Genomic DNA, 20,415 nt, shown 5'->3' on the forward strand with positions numbered 1-20,415 from the left:
ATGGGTTTTTTTAGAGGACAGTTAGCAAATGTTATCGAGTGGGAATCATTCCGCGATGACATGATTTTTTGGAAGTGGAATAACAGAGAGATTAAAAAAGGAAGTAAATTAATTATCCGGCCCACCCAGGATGCTATCTTTTTTAACCAGGGAAAAATTGAAGGGGTTTTTAAAGATGAGGGTGAGTATGAACTTGAATCAGATATTATTCCTTTCTTATCGACGTTAAAAGGATTTAAATTTGGCTTTAACAGTGGGATGCGCGTGGAAGTACTGTTTGTAAACACCAAACAGTTTACTGTAAAATGGGGTACAAAGAATGCGATAAATATTCCTTCCCCGCAGCTGCCTGGCGGTATACCTATCCGTGCCAATGGAACCTTTCAATTTACTGTAAAAGATTATGTGAAGCTTATAGATAACATAGCGGGAGTAAAGGATAGCCTGCTTGTCGAGGATATCCGTCTGAGAATCACTGCGGTCCTGGATCAATTATTGATGAAGTGGATTACTAAAGAAGGTAAGGATATGTTTAATCTTCAGGCAAATTCCTTTGAAATTGGAGCAGGAATCAAAGAAGATTTGGATATGCAGGTGAACCAGGACGGTTTTGAAATTAATGGTTTTAATATTATCAGCTTTAATTACCCAAAAGAAATTCAGGATATGATAACAAAAACAGCATCACACGGCATGATTGGCGATATGGGGCGTTATAAAGACGTAGCAATGACAGACGCGATTTCTTCCGGGAAATCAAATGGCGGTAATTCTGCAACGGATATGGCTGGAATGATGATGGGAATGCAGATGGCGAAAGAAATGATGAATGGTACCAATGAGCAAAAGTCAGCAAATCAACAGCAGCAAAATCAAAGCAGTCAACAAAACCAGAGCCAGCAGCAAAATCAGCAGCCTCAGAATCAACAGGAATCCTCGAGTAATGAATCGGGGGGATCTATTCCAAACTTCTGCCCAAATTGTGGGAGTAAAACACAAGGTATGAACTTCTGTGGGAATTGCGGGTATAAGCTGGTTTAAGGACGAAAAAAATTGAAAAAGAAAAGGTACTATCTTAAATTAGGCGGTTCCTTTTCTTTTTCAATTTAACGGCTGGATAAGGTCTGTATATCAGATTGAAAAAAGAATAATGTATACTAAAAAAATCCGGATAAATGAAGATGGCTGGAAAGGCTGGTTTCATTTAACTGGATTTTTTCATTTCAATGACTAACATTAAGAGGACTAATTTAATAAGAATAATATGTTTTTAATCAAATGGGAATTTTCTAAAATTTATCGAAAACTCTATTGACATTAAATAAATTACTATGCTACTATATTGTTAATTTAATTAATTAAGAAACTTTTAGAGGGAGGACAGAGAATGAATTTGGAGAGCTTGATTGGAATGAAAAATAAGGTTGCAGTAATTACTGGAGCAGCCTCAGGAATTGGTTTAGCAACATCTAAATTATTCGCTCAATTAGGATGTAAGGTAATTCTGCTAGATATTAATGAGCAGAATGGCAAGGCGGCAGAAGAAGAAATTATACATAGCGGTGGAATTGCAATATTTATTGGTTGTGATGTTACTTCTGAAGCAAATATAAAAGAAGTTATTCAAAAAGTTGTAAGCGATTTCAATAAAATAGATATTCTTTTTAATAATGCAGGTGTAATCAAGCGTAAGAATTTACTGGAGCATTCAGAGGAAGAATGGGATCTGGTTATGGATGTTTCTTTAAAGAGTATTTTCCTGCTGTCGAAACAAGTCATACCGGTTATGAAGGAGAACGGTGGCGGAGCTATTATTAACACCGGTTCCGGGTGGGGCCTAAAGGGAGGAGATAACGCGGTATCTTATTGTGCATCAAAGGCGGGGGTAGTTAATCTGACAAAAGCAATGGCTATTGATCATGGAAGTGACAATATCAGAGTAAACAGTATTTGCCCGGGTGATACAGACACACCGTTGTTAAGAGGAGAGGCTAAGCAGCTGAATGAAGAGGAAGGAAAGTTTTTAGAGGATTCAGGTAAAGACAGACCGTTGAGCAGAATTGGTAGACCGGAGGATATTGCAAGAGGTGTTTTATTTTTAGCAAGTGATTTATCAGAATGGGTTACTGGAACAACTTTAGTAGTGGATGGTGGAGGATTAGCCTGACAATAAAGGAGGACGATAAACAATGACAAAAGCAATAACACATCCTTATTTACCAAATACAAATCGGGAAATAAAAGCGCAGATGCTACAAGAAATTGGTGTAGAAAATATTGATGAACTGTATCAGACAATACCGGATGAATTAAGATATACAAGCAAATTAAACATCCCGGAAGCTCTGAATGAATTTGAATTGAAAAGAGAAATCGGAAATTTATTAGGGAAAAACAAAGGAACAAATGAGGTAATCAGCTTTTTAGGAGGCGGATGCTGGCAGCATTTTATTCCGGCTGTATGTGATGAAGTAGCTTCCAGAGCAGAGTTTGTAACAGCATACGCTGGAGATGAGTATGAGGATCATGGAAGATTCCAGGTATTGTTTGAATACCAAAGTCTGCTTGCGGAATTACTTTGTGTAGACGTTGTGAATGTACCCACATTTGATTGGGGCCAGGCAGCTGCAACTGCAATCAGGATGGCATCCAGATTAACAACGAAAAAAGAAGCCCTTGTTCCTAAAACGATTGCACCGGAGCGATTAAAAATTATTCGGAATTACTGTTCGCCAGATATAGAGATAAAGCTTATTGACTATCAGGAAGCAACAGGGGAATTGGATTTAACTAATCTTAAGAACAATATTTCCGAACAGACAGCAGCAATATATTTTGAAAATCCAAGTTATCTGGGATTTTTAGAAACGCAAGGCGAAGAAATAAGCAGGATTGCTAAAAGCGCAGATGTCATTACCATTGTTGGTGTTGATCCAATTTCGTTAGGTGTGCTGGAATCACCTGCTCAATATGGTGCAGATATAATCTGCGGCGAACTGCAGCCTTTAGGAAACCCGATGAATTATGGCGGTGGACAGTCAGGGTTTATTGCGACAAGAGATGAGATTGAGTACATTTCGGAGTTTCCTTCCAGATTATTTGGAATTACCCCAACGAGTCAAGAAGGGGAATATGGATTTGGAGATGTTTTCTATGATAGAACTTCTTTTGCAAAAAGGGAAAATGGTAAAGAATCTGTTGGAACACAAACATCTATGTGCGCCATCACAGCAGGGGTTTATCTTGCATTAATGGGGCCGAAGGGAATGGCAGAGCTGGGACAGACTATTATGCAGCGCAGCCAGTACGCTATGAAAAAGCTCAATGAAATAGAAAAGATAAGTCCGAGTTACTTTAATAACGTAAACTTTAAGGAATTTGTTGTCGATTTTAATGAGACAGGAAAAACAGTGGCAGAAATTAATCAGTATTTATTAAGCAAAGGAATCTATGGCGGCATTGATTTATCGGAAGAATTTCCTGAATTAGGACAATCCGCCTTGTTCTGTGTTACAGAGGTTCATAGTAAAGCAGATATTGATATATTAGCAAAAGAATTACGTGCATTTTTGTAAAGAGAAAGGAAGTGAGTGTATGCAAGGAATCAAAAGTCAGGAGAAAGTTAGAGATTTTCATCAGGCAAAGTGGAATGAGCCAGTCATATTCAAGCTCCATCAAAAAGGCGAAAGAGGCGTTGTACCTCCAAAGACAGAGGATGAAATTACATCTGCAGTAGGCGACGGGCTATCAAAGCTTCCCGATCATTTAAAAAGAACCCAGGCACCGGAGCTTCCAGAGATTTCTCAAAACAGAGTACTCCGGCATTACCTCAGGTTGTCACAGGAAACATTGGGAGCAGCATTTAATGTGGAAATTGGACAGGGAACATGCACAATGAAGTATTCACCGGTTGTAAATGAAAAACTTGTGTCCTCAGAGAAGTTAAGATCTCTTCACCCAAAGCAGGATGAAGAGACAGTACAGGGTACTTTAAAAGCAACGTATGAATTAGATTTGTATTTGCGTGAGATTTCGGGAATGGACTATTTTTCATTTCAGGCAGGATCTGGTACACAAGCACTGTTTGCAATGGCTTCAATGGTAAGAGCATATCATGAAGCTAATGGAGAAGGAGAACAAAGAGATGAGATTATCACAACCATATTCTCACATCCTTCGCAAGCAGCAACTGCCGCGGTAAAAGGATATAAGATAATCACATTATATCCAGATGAAAACGGCTTCCCCGATTTAGAAAAATTAAAAGATGCTGTCTCTGAAAGAACAGCCGGATTTGTTGTTGCAAATCCAGAAGATACAGGAATCTATAATTCTAAAATTAAAGAATTTACAAAGGTTGTACATGATGCAGGAGGTATTTGCTACTACGATCAGGCAAATGCAAATGGACTGCTTGGAATTACACGGGCAAAGGAAGCCGGATTTGATATGTGCTTCTTCAATCTTCATAAAACCTTCTCTACACCGCATGCTTGCGGCGGACCTGGTTCAGGAGCAGTCGGTGTTGTCGAAAGGTTGAAACCTTATTTACCAAAGCCGATTATTGAAAAGCAAGGTGAAAGGTACATCTTGAATACAGATTTAGAGCATAGTATCGGCAAGGTTCGATCTTACTACGGTGTAGCTCAAAATATTATTCGTGCATACGCATGGATTCGGGCATTAGGTCCAGATGGTTTGAAAGCGGTTGCTGAGACGGCGGTTCTTAATAACAATTATTTATACAGCAAAATAAAAGAAATAAAGGGTGTAGATGTGCCTTATGCAGAAGGCGGCAGATTAGAACAGGTTCGTTACAGCTGGGAGCCATTGTATCAGGATACTGGTATTACGACAGAGGATATCTCAAGGAGAATGGCAGACTTTGCACATCAATATTGGACAAGTCATCATCCATATGTTGTTCCGCAGCCATTTACGTTAGAGCCGACAGAATCCTATTCAAAGGAGGATCTGGACGAATATATTGAAAGTCTGGCTCATATTTCCAATGAAGCGTATACAGACCCTGAGATTATACGAACAGCGCCGCATTGCAGTTCGATCCATAAGATTACGACGGATAAATACTTTGAGGATCCAGAGCATTGGGCGATTACTTGGAGATCTTATTTGAAGAAGTATGTGAATACAAAAGAAAAACAGACTTAAAAAAGTATGACATTCATTAGGAAACTATTAAGAGAGGATGGTTTAAATGAAAAAGAAGATAGTTGTACTGCTTAGCGCTTTTCTTTTATTGATGATATTAGCAGCTTGTCAAAGTGAGGAAGCTGAAGGAGATAGTAATGAAGTAACATTGGAATTATGGAATAATCTTGCATCTGGTTCTACTTTTTTTCCAAAACTAATTGAAGAATTTGAGGCAGAGAATCCAGGTATTAAAATCGAATTGAATAATGTAAACGTAGAATCAAGTGATGCAGAGTATCAAGCTGCAATATCTGATAATAGTTTACCTGATATGTTCATTACGGATGCATTCTCAATGAATGAACTGGTGGACTTAGATTTGGTTCACGAACTGAATAGTGTATTTCCAGAGGAAGCGCAAGAAGAATATACAGAAGGAGTTTTTGACGAAGGAAATACAAGAATTGGAGATAATATTTACTTATTCCCTATTTTTAAAGGCGGAACATATATGATGTATTATAACAAAGCAGTATTAGAAGAATTAGGAATAGATACAGTTCCAGAAACATGGGACGAGCTGCTTGCGGTAGGAAAAGAAGTATATGAAAAGTCAGACGGGAATACAGAAGGTTTGATATTCGGTGGAACTTCTGGCTGGTTAGTAGACGCATTTGTCCAACTCATGGCCACAGAGCTTTCTCCAGAGAGCCGGATGGACTATGTAAACGGCGAATACAGTTTTAATAATGAAGGTAATGTTGAAACGATTGAATTTCTTAAAAAAATGCTTGATGAAAATGCACTGTCCAGACTGACATTAGAAACCAATTCTACAGTTGCCAGAGAATATTTTGCGGTAGGAAGAACAGCTTTTCTCATTGATGGAAACTGGACTGGTCAGTTGCTGGAGGACGAGAATGAATTTAGCGACTGGGGTGTTGTCCAACTGCCTACTAAAAATCCAGATGGCAAGCAGTATGGTGAGTTTGGCGTATCCAGTAATGACGGTATGTTTGTATCTAATAACACGGAGCATTGGGATGAAGTAGAGAAGTTTCTAATCTTTTTAAGAGATAATATGTACGAAGAATTAGTAAATGTAGGAGAAGCAACAATTGCTAAAGAATTTGATCTCGTAGATGGAGAAGCTCCATTTGAACAGATTGAAGATATTCAAGATATCTTTTCAACTGTCAGCATCCAAGTTCCAAATTCACTTACGGTGAACCCGGAAGCTTTAGACGTACAATTAGAAGTGTTAAAAAATGGCCCGGATTCATCCCCAGGAGAAATTCTAATGGGTTATTTAACAGGGCAGGTATCTGATTTAGAAGGAGAGCTCGAATCCTATGAATCTGCTTATAATAAAGCCTTTGATGATGCATTGGAAGCACATGAAAGTGTAACACGGGAAGATTTCCAATTCCCTGATTGGGTACCTTATGAGCCTTATACAGAGGAAGATCATCAGTAAAATAGCCCTTGCTCTGAACACCTCTGTTATGGTGGGAAATTAGACGAAGTGTATCTTTCAGGAACATTCTTCAAGCATTCTACAGGAATGATAATTAACTGAATGAGATGAAAGTGCAGAACTGATTGTAATTTAATCATAATAATTTTGAACTTAAGGTATGGAAATAATGAGGGAGCTTCTACAAAAAAAGATATTACAATGTAGAGGCTTCCCTCATTTAATCTTTCGAGATAGGAGAATCTTCCATGGCAAAGAAAATAAAAAGCGGTAATGGAATTAGTAAATATAATCGAAATAAATATATTTGGGCTTATATTTTTATACTTCCCCAAATTATTGTGTTTTTTGGTTTCTCACTTTATCCAATCGTCATGAGTTATGTGTATTCCTTTTACGATTGGTCAGGAATTGGACCATTAACCAATTTTGTTGGTCTGAAGAATTATACGAGAATACTTACAGAATCAAGCTTTTGGAATGCATTTGGAAACACATTTGTTTATACTGCAGGATTTACAGTTGTTTCAATTTCTGTTGCTTTAATACTGGCACTTGTGTTAAATAACCCAAATTTAAAAGGAAGGGGCATCTATAGGACAGTTTACTTCCTGCCAGTAGTTACAACAATGGCAATAATTGGGATTGTTATGCAGAATATCTTTGGAACCCAAGGATTTTTTAATGAATTTCTCAAAGCAATTGGATTGATTGATCAATCTATTTCCTGGTTATCTAACCCGATATTGGCCATGATTCTATTGATTATTATCGGCTCATGGAAAGAAATTGGAATAACAATGATATATTGGCTGACAGGATTACAAATGATACCAAGAGAAGTATATGAAGCAGCAAGAATTGATGGTGCCGGATCCTGGCAGACTTTACGATACATAACACTGCCATTACTCAAACCAATTGGTGCTACCATTTTACTCCTAACCGTTGTCAGTAGTATGAGAGTTTTTGATTTAGTAAAAACATTGACAGAAGGCGGTCCATATTTTGCAACAGAGACACTTGAATTATACATTTATCGTTTTGCATTTGCACCAGATGGTCCATCGCAGGTAGGATTTGCATCTGCGGCAGGAGTTGTTTTAGGTCTGACTGTATTTATCATCAGTTTAATTTTAGGATGGGTCGTTTATAAAGTCAGTGGTCAGAAGAGAAAGCCACTTGGTGGGGGGATTAAATAAAATGAAAAATCGCACTGCTATGTTTATGACACATACCCTTTTAATTGTATTTGGAATAATTTGGATTTACCCGTTTATTTGGATGATTTCATCGTCCTTTAAAACAAATAGCACATTCCTGACTTCGGGTATCAATCCGTTACCGGAGAGTATACATTGGGATAACTATATTCGTGCTTGGGAAGTAGCTAATTTTTCAGGGTACTTTTTGAACTCAGTCATTATTACACTGTCAACAGTTTTAATTGTTATTACGCTTAGCTGTCTGACAGGTTATGCACTTGGCAGAGTGAAATTTCCAGGAAGAAAGGTCATTATTACAATTGTTGTAGCTTTAATGTTTATCCCATCCGGATATACGATTATCCCACTTTATGAATTAATGAAAATGCTTGGATTATCTGATTCTTTATTTGGTGTAATATTAGCTGAATCAAGTGGTGCTCATATCTTATTTATATTATTATTTGCTGCCTTTTTCTCAAGAGTGCCTCAAGAAGTGGAAGATTCTGCAGCTATTGATGGAGCAGGATTTTTTAGAACCTTTGCAAAAATTATTTTGCCAACTGCTAAACCGGTTATAGCTACAGCGGCAATCATGCAATTTATCTGGACATGGAGCTCTTTCTTAGTTCCGCTTGTGTTAACTTTAAATAGTCCAGAATTAAGAACGTTAGCAGTAGGAATGCTTTCATTTGTTGGAAGATACCAAACAGATTGGACAGGAATGGCGGCAGGAGCCAGCATATCTTTAGTACCTGTAATTTTAATATTTATTTTGATGCAACGTTACTTTATTGAAGGTATATCGGGATCTGTGAAATAGAGATGTAATGTTTTCCTATCAGTGATTTAAATCCTGTATTTCCGTAACAGCTGGAAACGAGGAGTTTGTATTACACATGGTGAAAAAATGATTAGATATCGGCAAAATGATGGGAGGAAGATAGTAGTGACCTTTGATATAAAAAAGATCCCTTTCAGCAGACATGGATCCTATTTATCTGTTTCGTATTTAAAAAGGAGAAAAGGTTTAGAGGAAGGATTATATTTAAGGAATATCCGCGGTGGAGACGACAATGATGGGGCTGTTTTTAAATTAGATGTATTGGCAGATAATGAAATTGTACCATTTGAAAGTATCTTGGAGCCAACTTACTTAGAGCTAGTTTCTGAGCATGGTTCTGTAAAACTGGTTATGGAAGATGTAGATAATGTCTATCTTTCTGCTGAAAATGTAGGTATCCGGTTTACTTTAGTCAGAAAAGCGTATGACAATGCTTTTCTAAAATCAGATAAAAGCTGGCAGATAAATGTTTTTTCTAAGAAAATTAACTTTATGACAACTATTTTGGAAGGTAATTTAGATGTTGATGCCCCATGGAATGTGAATGGTTCTAAAAAAGTAATTATTGATTTTTTACCATCAGTAAAAACAAATAAAATGAGAGGGATTTTAGAGGAGTTTACGATAACTTATAAAAATAAGGAATTAGAACAAGATTTTGAAGTCTGCCACCAAAAGGTTAAAGAGTCGTTTTATTCTTGGGAAGGCAAGGTATTGTCAACACCTGAAAAGTATGAACAAGGTAAAAAACAAGCAGCATATATTACCTGGTCCAGTATGGTAAGGAAAGAAGGAAAGCTCACTCGTTCGGCAATGTATATGTCAAAAAATTGGATGACGAATATTTGGAGCTGGGATCATTGTTTTAATGCAATGGCATTATTAAAACATCAGCCTGAATTAGCATGGGATCAATTAATGATTTTCTTTGAGAATCAAGACAGCACTGGAATGCTGCCGGATTTTATAAATGATGAATTTGCTTATTGGAATTGTACAAAGCCGCCTATTCACGGCTGGACAGTATTATGGATGCTGGATAGATCAGAAAACATATCAAATAATCATTTGGAAGAGATTTATACACCGCTTTCGAAATGGACAAATTGGTATTTTGAATACAGAGATAATAATAAGAATGGGTTCCCCGAATATTATCATGGGAACGACAGCGGCTGGGATAATAGTACAGTATTCAGCAAAGGCATTCCTGTAGAAAGTCCGGATGTATGTGCCTTCTTAGTATTACAAATGGAAGCATTAGAAAAAATAGCTCAAAGGCTGCAAAAAGAAGAAGAGGCAAGGAGATGGAAGCAAAAGCAAGAGGAATTGTTAACTGCATTTCTTGATTATTTTTGGAAGGAAGATTACTTTACGGCATATGTAGCTGGTCAGCAGGTGAAAACAGGAGATAGTTTATTGTTATTTATGCCAATTGTACTTGGGAAAAAACTGCCAAAAGATATTTTAAACAAGCTTGTTGAGGGACTGAAGGATGAATCAAGATTTTTAACAGATAATGGATTAGCTACTGAAAGTGTTTCAAGTACTTATTATGAATCAGATGGTTATTGGAGAGGACCGATTTGGGCACCTTCAACGATGCTGATTATTGATGGTTTATACAGAGCTGGAGAAGTGGATTTTGCCAGAGAACTTTCTAAACGCTTTTGCAATATGGCAAATAAAAATGGAATGGCAGAAAATTTTAATGCTGTTACCGGAGAAGGGTTAAGAGACAGAGCTTTTACATGGACATCCAGCGTTTTTTTAATTTTAGCGAATGCATATGTAAATAAATAATTAAAGTAACTTACGATAACAAGTAAGGGAGAGAATAATATGCGCGATTATAAAATCTGGGAAGATATATCAATAACCGATATCAACCGTAAGAAAGCCAGAGCTTATTTTAAATCATTTCCGACAAAAGAAGCTGCAATAGCAGGAAATAATATAGATACGCATCATTTTAAAAGTTTAAATGGCTCATGGTATTTTCAATTTTTAGAGGCCCCTGAATATACAGAAGCGGGAATAGAACAGCCTGACCATGATGTCAGTAGCTGGGAGAAGATAGTTGTTCCCGGCAATTGGCAAATGAACGGATATGGGAATATGCATTATTCTGATTTGTGGTATAACTTCCCTATCAGACCGCCCTATGTGCCATCAAATAACCCAACAGGAATTTATAAGCGGAAATTTACTATTGAGGAAGCATGGTTTCAGCAAGATATTATTCTGCGATTTCATGGTGTGGATTCAGCCTTTCATGTTTGGATTAATGGAAAAGAGGTTGGCTATAGCAAAGGGGCAAGGATAACGAGTGAATTCGATATTTCTTCTTATCTGCATAATGGAGAGAATGACATTACAGTTCGTGTCTATCAGTGGTCTGATGGAACATACTTAGAGGACCAGGATATGTGGTGGTTAAGCGGTATATTTCGGGATGTGGAAGTTTATACGCAGCCGTGCAATGGATTAGAGGATGTAAAGATAGATACATATCTTAATGATCAGTACAAGGACGGCAGATTGGAGCTTTCCGGTGAACTGAGAACAGACGGAGAGCCTTTAAAGCTTGTTTATGAATTGTATGACGTGAATAAAAAACAAATTTTACAGGGAGAAAAAGAGGCTGAGAAATCATTTTCCATCTCTGAAACGATAGATGATGTCACTCTGTGGAGTGCAGAAAATCCGTATCTGTACCAGCTTATTCTATCTATTTATCAAGGAGAAGAATTAATAGAGGTTATTCCAAATCAAGTAGGCTTTCGTGAAATTGAATTAAAAGGGAATGTATTTACTGTTAATGGAGTGGCTATTAAACTTAAAGGGGTGAACCGTCATGATTTTCACCCGAAAACAGGGAGAACTGTTACCGGGCAGGATATGCTGGAGGATATTCTGTTAATGAAGCAGCATAATATCAATGCAGTCCGTACTGCTCATTATCCGAATGCACCTTATTTTTATGATTTATGTGATAAATATGGAATGTATGTCATTGATGAAGCGGATATTGAGTGTCATGGATTCGAGTTAACAAATCGTTATAATTGGATTGCTGAGGACCCGGCATGGCAAAAGGTAATGGTGGATAGGGTTACCAGAATGGTAGAAAGAGATAAAAATCATCCTTGTATTCTTATGTGGTCCCTTGGTAATGAATCCAGCTTTGGTGAAAATTTTAGAAAGCTGGCAGCTGTTTGCAAGGAAAAGGACTCGACTCGGTTAGTTCATTATGAAGGAGACCGTGAAGCAGAGGTAACAGATGTTTATTCTACCATGTATACCTGGCTGGAAGCTCCAAATAGTAAAAGAAAAACGATGGAAGATGTTATTGAAACAACGAAAAAACCGCATATTCATTGTGAATATGGACATGCGATGGGAAATGGTCCAGGAGGATTAAAAGAGTATCAGGATTTAATTTATGCACATAATCATCTGCAAGGCGGCTTTATTTGGGAATGGTGTGATCATGGAATTGAAAGCACGGATGAAAATGGTACCGTTTACTATCGCTATGGCGGAGATTTTCAAGATGATCCGACAAATGGAAACTTTTGTATCGATGGGCTGGTTATGCCTGACCGGACACCGTCCCCAGCTTTAAAAGAGTATAAAAAGATTATTGAACCGGTTCACACTCAGGCACATGACTTGGATGAAGGACTGCTGGAAATAGAAAACAAGTATGATTTTATTTCATTAAAGGGATTTGTATTACATTATACAATTCAAAAAGAAGATGAAATTATTACCTCTGGAAGTAAGCAATTAACAGACATTCCTGCCAGACAGAAGAGAAATATTACATTAGATTATGATTTGGATTTTTATATAGAGCCCGGCTCTGATTACTATCTAAATATTTCTTATACAACGGGTAAAAATGTACCCTGGGCTGCTGAAGATCATGAATTAGCAACTGCACAGTTTCTGCTGCCATTAAAAAAAGAAGTGCAGCCTAAATCTCCGGAAGAAACTGTTTCCGTGGAGGAAAAGGGCTTTGAACTCGTTGTGCGCGGAAATGATTTTGAAATTATCTTTGACCGGGTGAACGGAAAGATGCTGTCCTGGAAAAAGGATAATAAACCAATGATTCAATCTGGTCCGGCATTGCAATTTTGGAGGGCACCGATTGATAATGATATGTATTTGATGCGTGATTATAAAGAAAAATATTTTATGCATCTCTGGCATGAAATGGTGGATGAGGTTTCTTATCGAAAAGAAGAGAATCATATTCATTTCCGTGTTTTAACGGTAAATGGTACAACCAATTCAGCCTGGTATTATCAATGTGAATACAGCTATAAAATATTTGGAAGCGGGGATATTCTTTTTCAGGTTCAAGGAACACCTGGTGGCATGATAGAAAACGCACCGGAAATGATTCCAAGAATCGGCGTAGAATTACAGATGAATAAAGAAATGGAGCATGTAAAATGGTATGGTCGTGGTGAAGGGGAGAGCTATGCCGACTCTAAACAGGCAAATCTATTTGGCGTGTATCAATCAACAGTAGACGGTATGTTCACAAATTATGTGAAGCCGCAAGAAAATGGAAATCACACGGATACGACCTGGATGAGGTTATCCGATCAACAGGGAATTACCTTCATGGCATCAGCTCTTGAAGAAAAATTTGATTTTGGAGCCAGCTTTTATGATGTAGAAGATTTAGAAACAGCTAAACATACCATTGATTTGCAAAAACGTGACTGTATTTATTTACATCTGGATTGTAAGCAAAATGGGCTTGGTTCTAATTCTTGCGGACAAAATCAATTAAAGAAATACCGTTGTACATTCGAGCCTTTTACATTGAAGCTGAAGCTGTCAGCCTATAATCATTTGGAAACTTCAGATATATGGAAGGGAAAAGAAAAAATAATAGATAAATAGCATTCCAGGGAGCCAGGTGCTCCCTTTTCTGATAAGTTACTCTCTTTTAGGAAAAGTATAAGCACTAACAAACGTTTCGTGATGTAAAACAGATACAATATGCTATAATGCAAATAAACTGAGCATGCTATTAACATTTTTGTTGATCAGTAAATGAAAATGATTATTCCTGACATGAGTAATTACAGTATAATAAAATATAACAGAATAAAATCAAGTAATTATAGTTAAATAGATTAAGAATCTCCGAAAATTACAAAAGACGGAAGAAAAGAAGTTTTATTTCACTGTGGAGGAATTTATATGCAGCGAGGAACCTTTAAATTAATGAAATCCGTAAATAAATCACTAGTTTTAAATAAAATTCGCAAAGATGGCCCTATATCGAGAGCACAAATCGCAAAAGATTCGAAATTAACCCCTCCAACTGTAAGCAGTTTTGTAAAGGAATTACTGGAAGAAGGGCTGGTAAAAGAAAAGGATTTAGGAAAGTCTAATGGCGGCCGCAAACCGACAATGCTGGAAATCAATTATCATCACTTCTATATAATCGGAGTAGATTCCGGTTCAAGCAGGGTAGACGTAATATTATCAGACTTATCAGGAAAAATCTACGAACGTATTAGCGCTGACTTTCCGAACAATATGTCTAAAGAGCAATTTTTAATTATACTATCCTCTGCAGTCCGTGATATTTTATCTAAGGTAACCCGGCCTGATAAGGTGCTTGGTATCGGAGTTGCAATGCATGGTGTGGTACAGGTGGAAACAGGAACTTCTTTAATCGCACCTTCACTGGGATTAGAGAACATACCGATTAAAGAAACGTTAGAGAATGAATTTAATCTGGAAGTATATGTTGAAAATGATGCAAGGGCAATGGCTTTGGGAGAATCATGGTTCGGGGAATATGGAGATCAGGACAGTATGATGACAATTAACATTGGAAATGGTGTCGGATCTGGTCTTGTAGTTGATGGAAATCTTTATCATGGAGCGCAGGATATAGCCGGTGAGATTGGCCATATGATGATTGATATACATGGGGAGGTTTGTGAATGTGGAAATAAAGGGTGTCTGCAGACCTTTATTTCCGGGTCATCTATTGCGAGAAGGGCAAATAAATTAAGGGAAGAGCACTTTGCCTCTGGAAAAGATGTATATGAAGCGATGCAAAATGGGAATACATCGTTAAAAGAAGTTTTTGAAGAGACCGGGATGCTTATCGGGATAGGAATAACCAATCTTATTCATGTGGTGAACCCAAAGCTGATTGTGCTTGGCGGCGGTGTGATGAATGCCGAGGAAATGCTTCTTCCGGCTATTCATAAAACCATTGCTCAGCATGCTTTAACACCAGAAGCTAAAGAAACGAAGGTAGTAGTCAGTAAATTAGGCAAGGACGCTGCGTTGTTGGGTGCAACAGCTCTTGTTTTAGTAGAAATATTTAATTAAAATAGGCGAGGTGTAAAAACAGGACAATCTTTTATTGATTAGATGTCCTGTTTTTGTTTGCACTAGAGAAGGGCTGCCTTGTACCAAATTGGAAGGTAGTTGTTTTATCATAAAGCGCTCCTGCCTGGATAATCATGGATGGGAGCTTGTCCTGGTAAAGTGCTAATGGTGTATTTGCTGTTTCAAAACAAACACCGTAATGAGCAGGTAAAGGTCCGTCTGTCAATGCATATCCTTGAGAGCCCTGATTTGCAGTGTACATAACCATACCAGGCTGGTTTGTTTCTATAGATAAGGTTCTTCCGCTTGTTTGTTCATAAACATCAACATAACTTCTCTTATTTTCAAAAACAAAGTAATGATCGTAACCATCAGCCAGAGCTAACTGTTTTATGTCAGGTAATGATTTTAATCCCTTTCTCAATAAAGCTCCGGAACGGAAATCAAATGCTGTATCGGTTACATCGAGAAGCCGGCCTGTTGGCAATAAACTGTTATCCAATTCTAAAATGGTGCTGCTGGGTATAGTGACATGATGCTGGTAAATAGAATTTTTCATATTTCCGGATAAATTAAAATAAGTATGGTTTGTTAATGAAAGTATGGTTGCTGTATCAGGGACAGCACGATAATGAATCGAAAATTCATTTTCCTTTGTAAGACGATAGGTAATAGATACATTCAGACAGCCCGGGTAGCCTCCCGAAGATGCTATATCTTTTGTTGTCAATTGTAATTCTGCAGTTGATTCTGTTTTTTTTATTTGCGTATCCCACAGAATTTGATGAAATCCGTCTGATCCGCCATGTAAATGACTTGTACCTTCATTTTGTTCCAATTGGTAAGCTTGCTGATTTATTTTGAACCGGCCATCAGGTATCCGGCCGGAAACCCTGCCAATTAGAGCTCCTAAATACAAGGGGTTTTTTTCATAATCATAATAATTATTGAAAGTCCAAACAATATTTTCTGTATTTCCATGTTGGTCTGGTGTACAGATTTTTGTAATGATTCCGCCAAAGTTAAGTATGCTAATTTCAATGATGTTATTTGTTAATGTGAATTCTTTCCATCCTCTTACAACTTCTTTTACGTATATATCCACACTTTCACCTTCTTTTTGACAAGCAACGTCAATTTATTACTGAAACTAAAATAATTAATTTAATTAATTAACTTATTGATAATATTCTAACTTTTTAAGACGCCTTTGGCAATAGGGAATAAGCATAAATTAGATAAATGGTTCAATAGGTATACTTACAAAATTACATAAAAACGGTATGAAATGAAAATAGCTTTATACAAAAAAATGGTTTATTTTATGAGGATAAAAATCAATACATCCAGCATGAAGTTTGTTAACTTTCATCTAGACTACAATATGATATTATAAAGATATAGAAAGAAGGTGTACTTGGTGATATTAGTTATTCTTATTTGTTTTACTGTCGCTATGCTGGCAGCGTTTGTTGGAAGCCTGGCAGGGCTAGGAGGCGGAGTCGTATTAATTCCATTATTATTCCTTGCCAGCGGTAATATAGAAGGCTTTGAGTGGGTGACGCCTCAAACAGTTGTAGCAATGTCGCTGCTCGTTATGTTTTTTACAGGTATATCTTCTGCTTTATCCTTTGCCAAAACAAAACGGATTGATTATAAAGCAGGCGGACTTTTTTTGATCGGCAGTATTCCAGGGAGTATGTGCGGAGCCTGGTTTAATCAATATGTCGAGGCAAATACATTTTATATTTATTTTGGTACTTTAATCATTATTATTGCCGCAATTCTTTTTTACAGACAGTTCAAAGGAATTCAGCCGCGAAAGGTAGATGAATCTGAAAGAGGATCCCGCCAGGCGAAGATAGGAACAGAAATATATACATATAAAATTAACATAACGCCTGCTATTGCCATTGCGTTCTTTGTCGGGATGCTGTCAGGATTTTTTGGAATAGGCGGCGGGGCAATTATGGTTCCAGTTATGCTGCTTATATTTGGCTTTCCGGCGCATATTGCAACAGCCACCTCTATGTTTATGATTATCTTTGTCAGCTTATTTGGAAGCATCACCCATGTTGCGCTTGGCAATATCGAGTGGGCGTATGTCCTTTTCTTCATTCCTGGAGCATGGATTGGCGGTAAGCTGGGTGCATTTACAAACCAAAAGATTTCAAGCTCGTTATTGGAGCTGTTTTTAAGAATCTTATTAATTATTATGGGAATTCGTATGATTTTACAAGGTATCGGTTAGGGGCGGTGAAGTATGTCTGAAGAGAAAATTTATTTTTACTATACAAATGATTTGCATAGTAATTTTGAACAATGGCCTAGAGTAACAGCATTTTTAAAAGAGAAGCAGGACTTGAGAAAGCAGAATAAAGAATCTTACTTTACGATGGATGTAGGAGACCATGTAGATCGGTCCCATCCTATTACAGAAGCCTCCAGCGGGCTGGCCAATGTCGAATTATTAAATGAAGCAGGCTATGATATCGTGACGCTTGGAAATAATGAGGGTATCACGCTGTCCCATCAGGAATTATATCAATTATATGATAAGGCGGATTTTCAAGTTGTCTGCAGTAATTTATTTAGTATGGATGAGTTTACACCATTTTGGTTAAAGCGCACGCATACATTTACGACGGAGAGCGGCATACGCATAGGGGTATTAGGCTTAACAGCACCATTCAATGCTTTTTATAATCTGCTTGATTGGAATATAGAAAATGAATTTGACATTATTGAAAGTTATATACAAGAATTAGCAAAGGAAACAGATATGATTGTTCTGCTTTCTCATTTAGGGATTTCGGTGGATCAGGAAATTTCCCGGAGATATCCTGATATTGATGTTATTATCGGCGGACATACGCATCACCTGTTAGAAGAAGGAGAGATGGTAAATCAAACCCTGATAACAGCAGCCGGCAAGCATTGTTATTATGTCGGAGAAGTAGAGGTTATCTGGGATCATAATAAGAAACGGATTGTCTCTAAAGAAGCGGCTGCAGTAAGTTTGATAGACAGTGTGAAGGATCTGCAGACGGAAGAGCATCTGCAGCAATTATTGAAGCAGGCAGATCATTATTTAGATCAAGTGGTAGCAGTTGTGGAAGAGCCTCTTGAAGTAAAATGGTTTGCAGAAACACCCATTATCCAATCCTTGACAAAAGTGCTTAAGAAATGGACCCATGCAGATATTGCTATGCTCAATGCTGGGGTATTACTGGATTCGCTGCCGGCTGGAGCAATTACAAAAGGAGATCTTCACCGGATTTGTCCGCATCCGATTAACCCTGTCCTTGTTGATTTACGGGGAGACGAAATCGTGGAAACGGTCAGGGCAGCGTTGTCTCCTGCTTTTACAGAATTAAAATTAAAAGGGTTCGGCTTTCGCGGGGAGCTTTTAGGTAAAATGATTTTCTCCGGAATCAGGGTGGAGACTGCTTTTCACCGGAATGGCGCAATGTACGTAAAGCAGGTCTATACAGAGAATGGTTTCCCAATTAATCCGGATAAAACCTACTATGTTGCTACTGCAGATGTATTTACCCTTGGCCAGCTGCTGCCGGAAATTGCCCGTTCTGCGAAAAAACAATATTTTGTCCCGGAATTTTTACGTGATCTATTAGCCTATGCTGTCAAACAGCAATAGACACTGTTTCTTTGACTTGTGACATTCCCTCTCTTCGTTGCATACACTTATCACGAGAGAATAACAGAGGGGGGCTTTTTTGATGATTACGGTAGAACCTCTTGAGGTGGATGGAATTATTTTTACAGCAGTAAGTGTTGAACTGCCGAAAACAACCTTATTAACGATTAGTAATGATATAGGGTATATTATGTGTGCAGCACTGGATGTTGATATTTTCAATGAGATACCTAAGCTGAAAGAAAGAAATGTCATTGCGGGTCGTGCCATGGGGGTAAGAACCATTGATCAATTGCTGAATGCACCATTACAAAAAATTACTGATGCATCCAAGGAGCATGGCTGGGAAGTAGGAATGACCGGAAAGGAAGCACTGCTTAAAATATCATAATATGTTTAAATACGAAGAAACACTTTTTTGTGCATACTATTTTTAGTATGCAACGAAAGAAGTGTTTTTTTGTATTTCCATATCGGGAAATAGGGCTTGTGTGTCTTCCTTTCAATATTCTGAATGAGAAGAAATATTACCATACATGTTAATCCGGATTCCTATGTTCTAATTCTCTTCAGCAACTGCATAAATTAGGATGAAGGGGGTTGTTTCATTGAGATTTAAAAAAAGGTATCGATATCGTCCAACAAAAAAAAGAAGAAGACCTCCATCCCGGCGCTCTATCCTGATGCTGACGTTTATTTTATTTTTTGCAGCTGTTGGTTTCAGCTTCTATTTGATTAATGTTAAAATTGAACCGATTATTATTGATATTGCTAAACGAAAAGCAGATGAATTTGCAACCAGAGCGATTAATTCTGCTGTTAGTTATGTAGAGGATTATGGATTTGAAGATATGGTTACAGTCACATATGACAATGAAGGAAATTTTGTAACATATAACTGGAACCCGGCAGTTATCGGTGAAGTTAACAGAGTAGCGACAGACCGTGTTGAAGAATTTTTTACTTATGTCAATCGTGGAGAACAGCTTGAATTTGAACATAATCTGCATGAACCAGATGACTATGAGGGTGGTGCAGAAGGAAGAGCTAAGGTAGATCCTACCTTGATTGAGATTCCTTTAGGGCAAATAACAGGGAATTCTGTATTAGCTAATTTAGGTCCCAAAATCCCGATTAACATGGAGGTTGTCGGAGCTGTACGGACAAATATTGTACACAAAAAAGAGGAGTTTGGCATTAATGGAGCCTGGCTCTCTTTATATATTAATGTAGAAGCTGATGTGCAAATTATTGTGCCATTTACGTCAGAAGTAAGAACAGTACATACTGAACTTTATTTGGACGGAGGAGCAATTATGGGTAAGGTACCTGAATTTTATGGAGGAGATGGGGGTAATCCAAATATTGCCATTCCGAAAGATGATTTGCAGAATGATTAAAGATGTAGTATAGTACAATTTAGTTGAATACAAACCTTATCAGATCGGTGAGGTAGAGGCGCAAATTATATAAGTATCCGGCAGGAGAATGACAACTGTGATTGCCGGAGGAAGGGTAGTTTGCCGAAGTATATAAAGGAGTCACACTTTATATTGCTGGCATATTGTTGAAAAAGTAATATGCTGTCATGTAATGATTTACATGGAGAACTACTGATCGAAATGGAGGATAACGTGAATTGGTGAAACAATGGTAGGTTATTTTCTATCATTGTTTTTTTGCGTTTACAAGGAAATTT

The 20,415-nt window shown here is 37.6% G+C and carries 15 protein-coding genes and 1 riboswitch; of the genes, 14 read left to right on the forward strand and 1 reads right to left on the reverse strand.

Annotated elements, in window-relative coordinates; genetic code table 11:
• The 10 genes from BN1068_RS07020 (at nt 1) to BN1068_RS07065 (ending at nt 15,058) form a co-directional block, all read left to right on the forward strand.
• Nucleotides 1–1,041 carry an SPFH domain-containing protein gene (locus tag BN1068_RS07020; protein ID WP_077602107.1) on the forward strand — a complete coding sequence of 347 codons (1,041 nt, stop codon included), beginning with the start codon at nt 1–3 and terminating at the stop codon, nt 1,039–1,041.
• A gap of 346 nt (nt 1,042–1,387) precedes the next feature.
• Nucleotides 1,388–2,167, forward strand: a complete 780-nt coding sequence (locus BN1068_RS07025; protein WP_077602108.1) for an SDR family NAD(P)-dependent oxidoreductase — start codon at nt 1,388–1,390, stop codon at nt 2,165–2,167.
• A 22-nt stretch (nt 2,168–2,189) separates the two neighbouring features.
• The gene (gene gcvPA, locus BN1068_RS07030; RefSeq protein ID WP_077602109.1) at nt 2,190–3,575 is read left to right on the forward strand and encodes an aminomethyl-transferring glycine dehydrogenase subunit GcvPA; all 1,386 of its coding nucleotides are present in this window, start codon (nt 2,190–2,192) and stop codon (nt 3,573–3,575) included.
• A 19-nt stretch (nt 3,576–3,594) separates the two neighbouring features.
• Complete coding sequence (gene gcvPB / locus BN1068_RS07035; RefSeq protein WP_077602110.1) at nt 3,595–5,172, forward strand: aminomethyl-transferring glycine dehydrogenase subunit GcvPB; 1,578 nt, start codon at nt 3,595–3,597, stop codon at nt 5,170–5,172.
• 46 nt (nt 5,173–5,218) lie between these two features.
• Complete coding sequence (locus BN1068_RS07040; RefSeq protein ID WP_077602111.1) at nt 5,219–6,631, forward strand: ABC transporter substrate-binding protein; 1,413 nt, start codon at nt 5,219–5,221, stop codon at nt 6,629–6,631.
• A 248-nt stretch (nt 6,632–6,879) separates the two neighbouring features.
• Entirely contained in the window at nt 6,880–7,833 is a 954-nt protein-coding gene (locus BN1068_RS07045; RefSeq protein ID WP_077602112.1) for a carbohydrate ABC transporter permease, read from the forward strand.
• Between the two features lies 1 nt (nt 7,834).
• Nucleotides 7,835–8,659, forward strand: a complete 825-nt coding sequence (locus BN1068_RS07050; RefSeq protein WP_077602113.1) for a carbohydrate ABC transporter permease — start codon at nt 7,835–7,837, stop codon at nt 8,657–8,659.
• A gap of 126 nt (nt 8,660–8,785) precedes the next feature.
• Entirely contained in the window at nt 8,786–10,483 is a 1,698-nt protein-coding gene (locus tag BN1068_RS07055; protein WP_077602114.1) for an amylo-alpha-1,6-glucosidase, read from the forward strand.
• Nucleotides 10,484–10,522: 39 nt separating this feature from the next.
• Nucleotides 10,523–13,603, forward strand: a complete 3,081-nt coding sequence (gene ebgA / locus BN1068_RS07060) for a beta-galactosidase subunit alpha (protein ID WP_077602115.1) — start codon at nt 10,523–10,525, stop codon at nt 13,601–13,603.
• 303 nt (nt 13,604–13,906) lie between these two features.
• Nucleotides 13,907–15,058: an ROK family transcriptional regulator gene (locus tag BN1068_RS07065; protein ID WP_077602116.1), complete on the forward strand. Its 1,152-nt coding sequence runs from the start codon at nt 13,907–13,909 to the stop codon at nt 15,056–15,058.
• Between the two features lie 31 nt (nt 15,059–15,089).
• Here BN1068_RS07065 and BN1068_RS07070 read toward each other — a convergent pair whose 3' ends face one another.
• Nucleotides 15,090–16,163 carry an aldose epimerase family protein gene (locus tag BN1068_RS07070; RefSeq protein ID WP_077602117.1) on the reverse strand — a complete coding sequence of 358 codons (1,074 nt, stop codon included), beginning with the start codon at nt 16,161–16,163 and terminating at the stop codon, nt 15,090–15,092.
• Between the two features lie 315 nt (nt 16,164–16,478).
• Here BN1068_RS07070 and BN1068_RS07075 point away from each other — a divergent pair, with 315 nt between their 5' ends.
• The 4 genes from BN1068_RS07075 (at nt 16,479) to yunB (ending at nt 20,116) form a co-directional block, all read left to right on the forward strand.
• The gene (locus BN1068_RS07075; protein WP_254846720.1) at nt 16,479–17,309 is read left to right on the forward strand and encodes a sulfite exporter TauE/SafE family protein; all 831 of its coding nucleotides are present in this window, start codon (nt 16,479–16,481) and stop codon (nt 17,307–17,309) included.
• Nucleotides 17,310–17,321: 12 nt separating this feature from the next.
• Complete coding sequence (locus BN1068_RS07080; protein WP_077602118.1) at nt 17,322–18,716, forward strand: bifunctional metallophosphatase/5'-nucleotidase; 1,395 nt, start codon at nt 17,322–17,324, stop codon at nt 18,714–18,716.
• An 82-nt stretch (nt 18,717–18,798) separates the two neighbouring features.
• The gene (locus BN1068_RS07085; RefSeq protein WP_077602119.1) at nt 18,799–19,107 is read left to right on the forward strand and encodes a YunC family protein; all 309 of its coding nucleotides are present in this window, start codon (nt 18,799–18,801) and stop codon (nt 19,105–19,107) included.
• 217 nt (nt 19,108–19,324) lie between these two features.
• Nucleotides 19,325–20,116 (forward strand): sporulation protein YunB, encoded by a 792-nt coding sequence (gene yunB, locus BN1068_RS07090; protein WP_254846721.1) that lies wholly within the window; start codon nt 19,325–19,327, stop codon nt 20,114–20,116.
• A gap of 45 nt (nt 20,117–20,161) precedes the next feature.
• Nucleotides 20,162–20,337, forward strand: a riboswitch (Lysine riboswitch).
• Nucleotides 20,338–20,415 lie beyond the last annotated feature (78 nt).

This window comes from Oceanobacillus sojae, assembly GCF_900162665.1.
Lineage (GTDB): Bacteria > Bacillota > Bacilli > Bacillales > Amphibacillaceae > Oceanobacillus > Oceanobacillus sojae_A.